The organism is Rahnella sp. EDr1-12 (assembly GCF_049206505.1).
Taxonomy (GTDB): domain Bacteria; phylum Pseudomonadota; class Gammaproteobacteria; order Enterobacterales; family Enterobacteriaceae; genus Rahnella; species Rahnella rivi.
The window spans coordinates 95,041-107,326 of the sequence record NZ_JBLZNY010000001.1; the positions used below are offsets into that span (position 1 = coordinate 95,041).

Annotated in this window: 8 protein-coding genes; 2 read left to right on the top strand and 6 right to left on the bottom strand. The window is 55.5% G+C overall.

All coding sequences use genetic code 11. The features are described from left to right. The first annotated feature begins 1 nt into the window (after window position 1). On the top strand, window positions 2–1,513 hold the full coding sequence (locus tag ACO0U8_RS00435) for an anion permease (RefSeq protein WP_122095350.1): 1,512 nt from the start codon (window positions 2–4) through the stop codon (window positions 1,511–1,513). A 122-nt stretch (window positions 1,514–1,635) separates the two neighbouring features. Here ACO0U8_RS00435 and ACO0U8_RS00440 read toward each other — a convergent pair whose 3' ends face one another. The 3 genes from ACO0U8_RS00440 to ACO0U8_RS00450 are packed head-to-tail and all read right to left on the bottom strand — an operon-like array spanning window position 1,636 to window position 5,462. Then, complete coding sequence (locus ACO0U8_RS00440) at window positions 1,636–2,907, bottom strand: c-type cytochrome (protein ID WP_421670051.1); 1,272 nt, start codon at window positions 2,905–2,907, stop codon at window positions 1,636–1,638. A gap of 15 nt (window positions 2,908–2,922) precedes the next feature. After that, the gene (locus tag ACO0U8_RS00445) at window positions 2,923–4,692 is read right to left on the bottom strand and encodes a GMC family oxidoreductase (protein ID WP_122095352.1); all 1,770 of its coding nucleotides are present in this window, start codon (window positions 4,690–4,692) and stop codon (window positions 2,923–2,925) included. A gap of 44 nt (window positions 4,693–4,736) precedes the next feature. Beyond that, a complete protein-coding gene (locus ACO0U8_RS00450; RefSeq protein WP_136377543.1) occupies window positions 4,737–5,462 on the bottom strand; it encodes a gluconate 2-dehydrogenase subunit 3 family protein in 726 nt (241 codons plus the stop codon). Window positions 5,463–6,091: 629 nt separating this feature from the next. Between ACO0U8_RS00450 and ACO0U8_RS00455 the strand changes: the two genes are divergently transcribed. Further along, the gene (locus ACO0U8_RS00455; RefSeq protein ID WP_390975831.1) at window positions 6,092–8,155 is read left to right on the top strand and encodes a TonB-dependent siderophore receptor; all 2,064 of its coding nucleotides are present in this window, start codon (window positions 6,092–6,094) and stop codon (window positions 8,153–8,155) included. A gap of 56 nt (window positions 8,156–8,211) precedes the next feature. Here ACO0U8_RS00455 and ACO0U8_RS00460 read toward each other — a convergent pair whose 3' ends face one another. The 3 genes from ACO0U8_RS00460 to ACO0U8_RS00470 form a co-directional block, all read right to left on the bottom strand. Continuing rightward, entirely contained in the window at window positions 8,212–9,351 is a 1,140-nt protein-coding gene (locus tag ACO0U8_RS00460) for an NADH-dependent flavin oxidoreductase (protein ID WP_421670052.1), read from the bottom strand. Window positions 9,352–9,554: 203 nt separating this feature from the next. After that, the gene (locus tag ACO0U8_RS00465) at window positions 9,555–10,448 is read right to left on the bottom strand and encodes a LysR family transcriptional regulator (RefSeq protein ID WP_183846988.1); all 894 of its coding nucleotides are present in this window, start codon (window positions 10,446–10,448) and stop codon (window positions 9,555–9,557) included. 125 nt (window positions 10,449–10,573) lie between these two features. Next, the gene (locus ACO0U8_RS00470; RefSeq protein WP_421670053.1) at window positions 10,574–11,689 is read right to left on the bottom strand and encodes an ABC transporter substrate-binding protein; all 1,116 of its coding nucleotides are present in this window, start codon (window positions 11,687–11,689) and stop codon (window positions 10,574–10,576) included. Window positions 11,690–12,286: the final 597 nt, after the last annotated feature.

Below are 12,286 nucleotides of genomic sequence, written 5' to 3' on the forward strand. Positions count from 1 at the left end.
TATGAAACCCACATCCACTTTGAATGACCCCGCAAAGGCCGCTCCTGCCTCTGCCGGAGTGAAAAAACGTTTGATCATGCTGTTCCTTCCGGTGCTGGTGGCAATTATCCTGCTGCTCACGCCGGTGCCTTCCGGCCTTCAGCCCTATGCCTGGCATTTCTTTGCCATTTTTGTCGGGGTCATTGTGGGGCTGATTTTTGAACCCCTGCCTGGCGCGGTGATCGGCCTGACCGGTGTGGTGGTGATCGCCCTGTTCAGCCAGTGGCTGTTGTTCAGCCCGGCGGAAATCGCCGATCCTAAATTTAAGATGGCGAGCGAGTCGTTTAAATGGGCGGTGAGCGGTTTTGGTAACTCCACGGTCTGGCTGATCTTCGGCGCATTTATGTTCGCCGCAGGCTATGACAAGACCCAGTTTGGCCGCCGTCTGGCGCTGATTCTGGTGAAATACCTTGGCCGTCGCAGCCTGACGCTGGGTTATGCCATCACCTTCGCCGATCTGCTGCTGGCACCGTTCACGCCGTCCAACACCGCGCGCAGCGGCGGGACCATCTACCCGATCATCGCCAACCTGCCGCCGCTTTACGGCTCCAAACCCAATGACCCGAGCGCCCGTAAAATCGGTTCCTACCTGATGTGGGTCGCGATTACCGCCGCCTGTATTACCAGCTCGATGTTCCTGTCGGCGCTTGCGCCAAACCTGCTGGCGCTGGCGCTGGTGAAAAGCATTACCGGATTCGAAATCTCCTGGGGCATGTGGTTCCTCGCCTTCCTGCCGCTCGGCGTTTTGCTGATCCTCACCATGCCGTTACTGGCTTACTGGTTCTATCCGCCGGAAGTGAAGATCAATGATGAAGTGCCGCGCTGGGCCAAAAGTGAACTGGAAAAACTCGGCAAGCTGTCGCGTAACGAAATCCTGCTGCTGGTCTTCGTCTGTTCTGCGCTGCTGATGTGGATTTTCGCCGCCGCCTGGATCGAACCGGCGCTGGCCGCGCTGCTGGTGGTGGTGCTGATGCTGTGGACCGGCGTGCTGAACTGGAACGACATTATCAGCAACAAACCGGCCTGGAATACCTTCGCCTGGTTTGCCACGCTGGTCGCGCTGGCGGATGGTCTGGCCCGCGTTGGCTTTATCGCCTGGCTGGGTAAAGAAGGCGGGCAACTGCTCGACGGTTTCGATCCGCAGGTCGCCGCCGTCATGCTCCTGATTGCCTTCTTCCTGTTGCACTATCTGTTTGCCAGTACCACCGCGCACACCACCGCCCTGTTACCGGCGATGCTGACCATTGCGGCGGCGATCCCCGGCATCAACATGCCGGTTTACTGCCTGATGATGGTGACCTCGCTGGGCGTGATGGGCATCATCACCCCTTACGGTACCGGCCCGAGCCCGATTTACTACGGCAGCGGCTACCTGCCGACGAAAGATTATTGGCGTCTGGGCACCATCTTCGGCGCTATCTTCCTCGGCGGCCTGATGCTGATCGGCTATCCGTGGATGGTGCTGATGTTCTGATCCGACAACGGGTTAATCCCTTGCACTGTTTAACCTGATATTTAAACTGATACTTAAACTGATAAAAAAAACGGCCTCCCTTTCGGAAGGCCGTTTTGCTGTCAGACTTGCCGCTCTAAACGTCAGTGCGCCAGTGTTTTACGCACTTCGCTTACGTCTTTCGCCGATACCGCTGGCGCAGAGTTGCTCCAGCCCTGACGGATAAAGGTCGCAAGCTGCGCGGCTTCTTCGTCGCTCAGACGCGCTGCAAAACCAGGCATCACCAGCGTTGAAGGCGCGCGGGCCGTGGACGGCTGTTGTGCACCGGCGAGGATGGTATGGATAAGCCCGGTCGGATCCTGTGAGTTCACAATTGTGGCCTGATCCAGCTGCGGGAACACGCCCGGCGCGCCCTTTCCGGTTACAAAGTGGCAGGCACCGCAGTTATCCAGATAAAGACGTTCGCCTTCGCTGAGGTTTTTCGCCGCCGTCAGTTTCGCTTCTGTCGCGCTGGCTTTCTGCGTGTCCTCTGCCGGAACCGGCGGATTGCCGCCCAGGAATTTGAGGTACGCGGCAATGGCTTTGAGATCGTCATCGGTCATGTGCGCGGTACTGTTCTCGACCACCGACGTCATTTCGCCACCCACTGCCGCTTTATCGTTACGCCCTGTCCCGAGATAATCGACGATTTCCTGTTCGTTCCAGTGCGCGACGCCGCGCAGGGAAGGCACATCCCAGTTATTCAGGCTGCCGCCCGCGAGGAAATCAGTGTCGCTGCTGTCGAGCGCTTTTTCGTTCATGCCGAATCCGCGCGGCGTGTGGCAGCTGCCGCAGTGCCCCAGACTTTCCACCAGATACGCGCCACGGTTTACCTGCTCTGATGCCCCACCGATTGGCTGGAATGGTTTATCAGACGCAAACACCCAGTTCCAGAAACGCATGCCCCAGCGCTGACTGAACGGGAAGCTCAGATCCGTTTCCGGCGGCTGTTCTGCGCTCGGTTTTACGCCCTGCATAAAGTAAGCGTAGAGCGCGTGCATGTCTTCATCATTGATTTTGGCGTAATCAGGATACGGCATCGCCGGGTACAAACGGGTGCCGTCCGGCAGAACGCCTTTGCGCACCGCATCCGAGAACTGCGCTTCGGTGTAGCCGCCAATACCGTGGTCTTTGTCCGGGGTGATATTGGTGGAATAAATCGTCCCGAGATTCGAATTGATCGCCAGGCCGCCGGAAAACGCCGGTTTGCCCGCCGCCGTATGGCACGCGCCGCAGTCGCCGAGACGCGCCACATATTCGCCCTGCTTAATCAGCGCCGCGTTGTCAGGCGGTGAACTGTTATCCGCCTGCGCATTCGCCATAAAACCGACACCCAGCAGCAAGGCGTTAGCGATAAATAAACGTTTGAGTTTCATTCTGTTCATCTCCGCTTATGCCTGAACCAGTGGGCCAGGATTTTTAAGATACTGATCTTTGATCGCCTGCGCCGCCATCAGGGTGATCGCGCCGATGGTGTCCGTCGGGTTGGCCTGGAAGTTTTGCGGGAACGCGTTTCCGCCCGGCACAAAGACGTTATGCACATCCCAGCTTTGCAGGAACTTGTTCAGCGCCGAGGTTTTCGGGTTATCGCCCATCACCGCGCCGCCCACGTTGTGCGTGGACACGTATTTGGTCAGGTCAAAGTGCGCGTCCATCGGCAGGAAGCTTTCGCTGTAGCTGTCCGGGTTGAGCTCTTTGGTGATATTGCCGACGATGCCTTTCAGGTATTGCTGCAATTTGAGTTCGTTCTGTTTCCAGTCGAACGTCATGCGCAGCAGCGGATAACCGTATTCATCTTTGTAGTTCGGATCGAGATCCAGATAAATGTCGCGATAAGACTGGCAGGTGGTGGTGATGCTGATTTTCATCGAATGGCCGTACCACTCTTCCATCCCTTCTTTCCAGCCGGTGCCCCACGCAGGCGTGCCTTTTGGCAGCGAGGTGCTGATTGGCGTGCCGGTGGCCTGAGAACTGTGGATCTTCGCGCCGCCGATAAAGCCCAGAGATGCGCCATCGAAATTGCCCGGAGAAATGTCGTTGAACATCTGGCCGGTGGCGCCCGCGGTGGCAAACGGGTTGAAGTTTTTGTCTTTGAAGAACAGCGTCGAACCGCCGTTACTCAGGAACGCATAGTTACGCCCAACCACGCCTTCTTCGGTGATCGGGTTGTAAGGTTTGCCGATGCCGGAGAGCAACATCAGGCGCACGTTGCAGAACTGGAAGCTGCTCAGCACCACGATTTTGGCGGGCTGGAAACACTCGTTGCCGTCGGCATCAATATAGATCACGCCTTTGGCGGTTTTCTTGTCATCGTGCAGCTCGACTTTCATCACGTTGGCGTGAACTTCATACGAGAAGTTCTCCATACGTTTGAGCGCGTCCATCACGGCGGTTTGCGGCGAGGCTTTCGAGTAGTTCAGGCACGGGTATTTACTGCAATAACCGCAGTAGTTACAGGGTGCGATCTGATTGCCGTACGGGTTAGTCCACGCGCGGGAGACGCAGGCCGACGGGTTCGGGAACGGGTGATAGCCCATCTTCTTAGTGACTTCAGCAAACATGCTGCTGTTGAGCGTGTCTTCCAGCGCAGGCAGCGGGTATGGCTCAGAACGCGGACCTTCGAACGGATCGCCGCCTTCCATAATCTGACCGCGCAGGTTGCCGGTTTTACCAGATTGCCCGCAGATGTGCTCAAACTTGGTGTAATACGGCTCGATTTCATCCCAGCTGAACGGGAAATCCATGATCCGCATGTCTTCCTGCAAAATGCCGGGTTTGTAAGCTTCGTCGGCGTAGGTTTTGAGTTTTAAATCGGTCGGTGTCGGGCGGATCAGCACCGCAGTCCAGTGCAGACCCGAGCCGCCAACGCCGGTGCCTGGCGCAAATGCGCCCCATTTACGGGTCGGCAGTGCGGTTTCACTCATGTTGTAACGCACGGTCACCGCGGCCTGCGCCGGGGTCGCCATCACTTTGTTTCGTACCGCGTAGGCGTATTCATCCGCCGGCTTCGGGTAGGCAAATTCTTCATAGCCGCGGTCGCCGCCGCGTTCCAGCGCACGCACCGTCAGGCCCGCCATCGCCAGCTCGATGCTCATCAGCGAGCCCGCCCAGCCGAGGCCGACAACCACAACGTCGACTTCTGGTTTAGTTACTTGTGCCATCTTTTATCCTGTCATTCTTCAGAAACGGTAATAAGACGCGGCCCTCAGGCACGCGCGCCTTGCAGGCTCACAGGCCCCAGCGGGTAAGGGACGTTGTGCTGTTTCACCCATTCCGTGAAACTCGCGCGCGCGCCGGGGAACCCGATGGCGATCCACGCCTTCATCCCTTTATTACCGCCGTAGATTGGATCCGCCAGATAACCGTGTTTGGTGTCTGACAGCAGTTCGCTGAAGAATTGCGAGGCCACGAGACTCTCTTCGCCCAAATCGGCAAAGCGGATGTCGTTCTTCTGCAACTTCGTCAGCACCTGCTCTTTGTCCTGATCGGAAAGTTCATGGAAGGCTTTCTGATGATTTTGCTGGCACCAGCTGTTCGCCAGGCGAATACCGGTTTTGTAGATTTGCTGCGGACGGAACGGGATCTGATACCCCATCGTGGCCGGTGCGTGGACGTTAAACGGCCCCTGCATGTAGATTTCTTCACCGAAATCGCCATGCATTTGCTGATCGATAAAGATCGGCACATTGGTTTCCAGCGCGCCCGGCGCTTTGCCTTTGCCACCGGCGGGGATCAGACGGTCAGCGGCGGCCATAATGAATTGCCATTCCTCTGCGCTGAAAAACACGGGTTTATAATCGAGTAAATCCGGGGCAGCCATCTCAGCCGCTTCTGCTGCTGACAGCCCTTTCATCATGATGGTGCCGACAGGCAATGCCATCAGCGACCCAAGTAAAAACTTGCGACGGGTAGTTTTCTTTTGAAGGAGCATAGAATTACGACTCTCACATGCCTGATGTTAAGTTTGGGTTGGTATTTATTATTATTTAGGTACAAATTTATAATATCACCGCAACATCAAAAATAAACGATAATTTCCTTACCGATTATGAGGAAACCTTTTTCACATCAATAAAAATGACTTAAAAACAATTAATAAACAATAGGTTAATTTAATTACTCATTTATCAAAAACCTAAGATAATTAGCAATAAAACCCTGAAATATCTTATGTAATCTCAGGCCGTGATCGACGGGAATATAATTTCAGCAGGCAATGTTCTGTTATATTTTGTTGGAATTGGTAGCTAACATTTCTAACATTGAGATTAATTAAGAGAATTAAAGGAAATTACCTGTCATTCCGGTCGCCAGAAAAGTCGCGGTATCAGGCTGATCATTGACCTGCATTGGTGCCCTTTCCCTCTCCCTGCGCGTTCAATTGTAATTATTGTCATCATCAATTTGATTCCCTTTACCCGCGCCACAAATTAGAATGCAAACCGTTATCATTTGTATTTACTTTGTTCGACTTTCTTTCAGGGAATTACTCACATGTCTTACCAGCACGCCCCGCGCGGGGCTCACGGCGGATTCAAAAAATCCGTCATTGCGTTAGCTATGCTCCATTGTTCGCCGCTGCTCGCGGCGCAGCCTGCTTCTGAAGATTCCATTACCGTCAATGCACAGGCGGATACCCCGGACACCACCGATTACAGCGCCACGCAGAGTTCCACCGCCAGCAAAAGTGAGACTCCGCTCAGTGAAACTCCGCAGTCAGTCAGCGTCGTCACGCAGTCGATGATCCAGGATTACGACGTCACCTCGCTGAATGACGCGATGAAGTTCGTCAGCGGCGTGGCTCAGGGGAATACGCTGGGTGGCACGGAAGACGGCTTCGTCAAACGCGGATTTGGCGCCAACAGTGACGGCTCAATCCTGATCGACGGCGTGCGCAGTAATCAGGGGCTGGGCTTTGACTCCACCATCGATCACATCGAGGTGCTCAAGGGTTCCGCTTCCCTGCTTTACGGTATTCAAAATCCTGGCGGCGTGATCAACATGATCAGCAAAAAGCCGCAGTATGAATGGAATACCCGCGTCAGTGGCCGGACCGGCGGATTTGGCGGCGGTGCTGGCACGCTCGATGTCACCGGCCCGCTGGGGAACGGTTTCGCGTTTCGCATGATCGCCGAACGTCAGTACGAAGATTACTGGCGTAACTTTGGCAGCGATTCGCACACCCTGCTCGCCCCTTCGCTGAGCTGGTTCGGTGAAAAAGCCAGTTTTAACGTCAGTTATCAGGAATATAAATACGACATTCCCTACGATCGCGGAACGGTATTCAGCAACGGTAAACCGCTGGATATCCCTTACAACCGTCGTCTTGACGAACTGGCCAACCACGCGTGGGGCAAAACAAAGCGCCTGAACACCACCTGGGAATATCAGCTGAATGAGGACTGGAAAACCCGTCTGACCTACGCCTGGCAGCAACGCCGCTATGACAGCAATGAAGTCCGCGCCACCGCCGTCAACACCGATACCGGCGCAGTGACGCGTCGTGCGGATGCCAACCGGGGATTCAACCATCAGACCAGCTATACTTCCTGGGACTGGATCGGCAATCAGGAGATCTTCGGGATAATGAATGACCTGCTGATTGGCGTCGATTACGAGAAAAACGAAACCTACAAACAGTATTCTTACCGTGGCAAAACCTTCAGCACCTTCAATATGTATGCGCCGGTGTACGGCGTTGAGCCGATCACCAACAGCAGCACCTATTCCGACAGCAACAGCAATCTTCGAAACACCCTCTACAACAAATCAATTTATCTGAAAGACAGCATTCATCTGACGGATAAATGGATTGGCGTGGTCGGCGGGCGTTATCAGCATTACAACCAGAAACAGACCTCAGGTTTCGTTAATCCAACCCAAAGTCTGGACGATACCGATGATAAATTCCTGCCGCAGGTGGGCGTGGTGTACAAACTGACTGACGATCTGTCGTTCTACGCCAACTACAGCCAGTCGTTTACGCCGTCCACCGATGTGGATGACAACGGTAATGTGGCTTCGCCGGAAAGCGGCACAACCTATGAAGTCGGCACCAAATGGCAGATTTCACCGCGTCTGGACGCGACGCTGGCGGTGTACCGCATCGATGAAGAGGACATGTCGGTGTTCATCAACGGCGTGACGCGTAACATTCCGAAAGCGCGTTCGACCGGTGCGGAGCTGGAGATTAACGGGGAAGTCGCTAAGGACTGGGATCTGACGGCCAGCTACAGTTATGACAAAACCGAAATCACCGAAGATGACGTGAATTCCGCCAACGTCGGTAACCGCCTGGTGAATGCGCCAACCAACATGGGCAGCCTGTATCTGAGCCACACTCTGCGCTGGTCGCAGGTGCCGGGTGATTTCCGCATCGGTGGCGGTGCGCGTTATATGGGCTCCCGTGCGGGCGATCCGGAAAACAGCTTCACCCTGCCGGATTACACCGTGGCGGATGCGTTTGTCGCCTGGGATAATCAGTTGCTGGGCAAACATACGCAGATCAAATTAAACGTGAATAACCTGTTCGATAAAGAGTATTACTCTTCCAGTGCCGGTAATTTACGCGTTATCGAAGGCGAACCGCGCAATGTGGTGCTTTCGGCGGCAGTGGATTTCTGATCTTTTCACGCAGGCGTCAGCCACACCAGGCGCCTGCGTGTTTTCTCACTTTCCGCTTACGAGACAGACCCGGTGGCCGGTCGCACGTTAAACCAACCGGGGGTATTTTCGATGACGCGCCACAGCTTTTCAGGGATGGCGAGTGGCACGACGTCCGGGGCGGCAACGTCCAGCGCAATCGGGCTTTGCGCCTCGCCTTTGGCATATTTCACCCAGTCCGGATTCATCACCAGCCCCTGCCCGATTGCCGCGAGAGAAACGCCGGCAGCCAGCGCCTGTTCTGCCTGTTCAGGCGTTCTCATCTGACCCGCGGCGATAAGCGGGATCCGTCCGGCGAGATGATCGCGCACGATAGCAATAATCGCCGGGCCTTGCGGCGCATCAACCGGGCGCGCCTCTAATGCATTGCCCAGCGAGACATGCAGATAACTGATCCCGCTGTCGATCAAACTATCCACCAGTTTAAGTGACTCCCCGATGCGCAGCCCGTCCTCTTCATGTTCATCAAGCGTGATCCGGTAACCCAGCTGGAAAGGTTGCGTGGCATAGCGGGCAATGGTTTCACGCACTTTGGAAACAACGGCCAGCGGGAAGCGCATCCGGTGCGCCAGCGAACCGCCCCAGCGATCGCTGCGCTGATTAAAATGGGGAGAAAAGAAATTCTGCAACAGAAAACCGTGGGCACCATGAAGCTCAACGCCGTCAAAACCGGCTGCAATGGCGCGACGGGTCGCCTCGCCGAACGCCTCAACAATGTCTTCCACTTCATGATCCGCCAGTTCACGCGGTACCACCGCAGGCGCAAATGGCCCCGCCTCACCGGCAACGGCGCTTGCGGCCACAATATCGGACACCAGGTCCGGATGGGTTTTCACACCGGCATGGAAAATCTGCAGGATTGCCGGTGCGCCCCCGCTTTTCGCCGCCGCGGCCAGCCGCGTTAAACCGGGAATGAAAGTGTCATCATATGCAGCAAACTCGCCGGTGAAGCCGATCCCGTTTTGCTGAACATGCGTGCATCCGGTGATCACCAGCCCCACGTCTTTTACCCGCAGGCGGTAATACGCCTCTTCTTCAGCAGAGACGGTGCCATCATCGTTACCTGCCCAGGTGGTCATCGGCGCCATCACAATACGGTTACGCAGGGTAAGCCCCGGTGCAAAGGGAAATGCTTCAAGCAGAGCGCGTGGTGTCATGAGAGGTTTACCTTAGTCGTTAAGAAATGTGGAGATGCACGGCGCCGCGACTCACGGGGCCGTGACGGGTTCAGGGGGCTGATCATAATCTCTTTGGTATTAAGTGATTAGAGGGATAAATCTGCATGAGCTTAGAAGGCTATTTTCTTAATCAGGAGGCATTGAGCTGAAACCATCAGCCCAATGGGTTTGCGGGAGGAATATTACGGACGGTAGCGCAGTGCCTCGAGCACCAGCGCAAAAGCAGGAGAATGCTGGCGACGGCTGGGGTAATAAAGGTGATACGCCGTGCGCGGCGGCGACCAGTCGGCTAATACCTGAATCAGCTGACCGGATTGCAGCGCCGGTTCCACCACATCTTTGGGCAGATAGGCCAGCCCCAGCCCGTCCAGCGCGGCCTGTCGCATCAGCCCGATGCTGCTGAAAGTACATCGCCCGTCAATGCGCACCTTAAGTTCGGTGCCCTGCTTGCTGAATTCCCAGGCATAAAAGCCGCCGTGGGTGGGCAGCCGGAGTTTAATGCAGCTGTGTTCATTCAGATCCCGTGGCGTGACAGGTCGCGTTTTGCCTTCGAAATAAGACGGCGATCCGACCACCGCAAAACTGAAGTTCGGGGCAACGGGCACGGAAATCATGTCTTTATCCACCTGCTCGCCGAGCCGGACACCGGCGTCATAGCGTTCAGCGACGATATCTTTCAGCCCGTATTCACTGATGATCTCAATGTGAATATCCGGATATTCGAGCAGCATTGGCGTCAGTTTCGGCCAGAGAATGGACTCAGCGGCATGTTCAATTGCAGTGATGCGGACGGTGCCAGCGGGTTTTTCACGCATCCCGCTGATGGCGGCGATCTCGTTTTCGATTTCGTCAAAATGAGGCCCGATGCGGCTGAGCAAACGTTCACCCGCCTCGGTGACCGAGACGCTGCGCGTTGTGCGGGTCAGCAACCGCAGCCCGAGATGGGCTTCCAGCGTTCTGATGGTGTAGCTCAGCGCCGACTGCGAAACGCCGAGCTGTGCTGCCGCTTTGGTAAAGCTTTGCTCACGCGCAACGGCGATAAAAGCCTGATAATCATTCACATTTTTTCGACGCATTCAGATTCCTGTGTAATCAGTCCGTGCAGGGCTTGCGGGCAAGGTTCACTGAACTCAGGGTAGCCTGTCTGCACATCCTTGTGGACTTAAAAATCCTGCGCGTCAGGGAAGGTTTTCAGATGGCGTCATCTGGCTGGCAAGGAACTCCAGTAAGTGCCGCTGAAGGGCACCGGCAGGAACTGAGCGTAGAGATCCTGCATCGTCTGTTGCGGGTCAACGTCTTTGAACAGCTGCGGATACATCGCTTTAGCAAAAACCTCGACATCCACCAGGTGGTACGGGCTGAGGTAGAAATTATGCCAGACGCTGTACGCTCGCCCTTCCCGCACGGCTTTCAGCGTGGAGAGCACCGGTTGTTTGTCCATCACCTGACGGAAACTCTGCGCGGCTTCCTCCTGCGTCACCTGCGGCCCGAGCATCAGGTTTGACACTCTTTTGCCTTCCGGCCCCGCCATGCCGGTGGTGATATACACATCCGGATTGGCGACGATCACCGCTTCCGGGTTCAGATCGCCGTAGACGCTTTTGAACGCCCCTTTCGCAATATTATCTCCGCCGGCGAACGCCAGCAGATCTGCCAGATTGCCGTGTGACACCGTGGTGCAGCACGTCTCGCGGCGGCCAAGATGCAGCTGCAACATCACCGTGGGTCTTTTTCCGTGATACGCGGCTATTCTTTCTTGCACGCGGTTCATATGTTGCTGATAAAAAGCGATAAACCGCGCCGCTTTTTCCGGGTGATTCATCACATCGCCCAGCAGTTTCACACTCGGCAGCGTGTTATGCAGTTGATCGACACGCAGATCGACGTAGATCACCGGGATCCCCGCGCGGGTCAGCGCTTCCTGCATCAGATCCTGGTTATCCTGCTTTTTGGCGTAGATCGGCAGAATCACCAGATCCGGTTTGAGCGCAATGACCTTTTCTACGCTCATCTGGGTGTAGTTGTTCTGCCCCAGCAGCGGGATATTGCCGATTTCAGGAAAGGCTTTCAGATAGATTGCCCAGCTTTGCGCATCCAGCGTCGCCATATCCCCCGGCCACCCCACCACATGCTGCGCCGGGTTGCCGTCCTGCACCAACGCCAGCGTATACAGCATACGGCTTTCCCCCACCACAATCCGCTGCGGGTTATCAGGCACCGTGACCGTACGGTTGGAAATGTCCGTAACGGTTTTAGCCTGCACGCCAGCAGCCATCAGCAGGCACGAAATCAGTAATAAAGGAGAGAACTTACGCATAACACCTCGGGGAGAAACGGAATGCGAGGATGATAATGATTATCGTTAGGTTCCGCAAATAAGAGCTAAATGTGGGTTGCCGCCCACACCGGACTTAAGGGCTGCGAATGCGTTTTAACGTCAAGACCTTGGGCTCGCCGCCCAAACGGGCCCAAAGGGTTTTAAACGAAACCCTTTGGAATCCTGCGTTTTTTTAACTGCGCGCTATCGCTCGCGGGCTATGTTTCAGCGGCTTGCGTTATTGCCGAAAAATCCCGCCGCTACGCGGTGCCCTCCGGTCGGGTTACAACCCGCGCAAACAGACGCGCGGTTTTCCACCTCTCCCTTCGGCGTGATTTTTTAGCGCGGCCAATGGCATTTTTAAAGCCGAAACGATGTGTTTGGTTTTGGTTTTGACTATGGTTTTGGCTTTGCTTTTATCCTCACCCTGCGAAAGGGTATTAGAAAATAATCCTGTTTACATAGCCTTTGGCCGCGCTCAAAACGACGTCGAATGAACGGTGAGAAACCGCGAGGGTGTTTTTCCGAGCGGGTCCGAACCTGAAATGAGAGAACCGCGCAGCGGCGGCGTTTGCGGCAATAGCGCAAGCCCCTGAA

What these genes read in the sequence shown, in the direction of transcription:
- ACO0U8_RS00450 (WP_136377543.1), bottom strand. Translation starts at nt 5,462, where the DNA reads ATGCTCCTTCAAAAGAAAACTACCCGTCGCAAGTTTTTACTTGGGTCG.
- ACO0U8_RS00435 (WP_122095350.1), top strand. Translation starts at nt 2, where the DNA reads ATGAAACCCACATCCACTTTGAATGACCCCGCAAAGGCCGCTCCTGCC.
- ACO0U8_RS00460 (WP_421670052.1), bottom strand. Translation starts at nt 9,351, where the DNA reads ATGACACCACGCGCTCTGCTTGAAGCATTTCCCTTTGCACCGGGGCTT.
- ACO0U8_RS00440 (WP_421670051.1), bottom strand. Translation starts at nt 2,907, where the DNA reads ATGAAACTCAAACGTTTATTTATCGCTAACGCCTTGCTGCTGGGTGTC.
- ACO0U8_RS00470 (WP_421670053.1), bottom strand. Translation starts at nt 11,689, where the DNA reads ATGCGTAAGTTCTCTCCTTTATTACTGATTTCGTGCCTGCTGATGGCT.
- ACO0U8_RS00465 (WP_183846988.1), bottom strand. Translation starts at nt 10,448, where the DNA reads ATGCGTCGAAAAAATGTGAATGATTATCAGGCTTTTATCGCCGTTGCG.
- ACO0U8_RS00455 (WP_390975831.1), top strand. Translation starts at nt 6,092, where the DNA reads ATGCTCCATTGTTCGCCGCTGCTCGCGGCGCAGCCTGCTTCTGAAGAT.
- ACO0U8_RS00445 (WP_122095352.1), bottom strand. Translation starts at nt 4,692, where the DNA reads ATGGCACAAGTAACTAAACCAGAAGTCGACGTTGTGGTTGTCGGCCTC.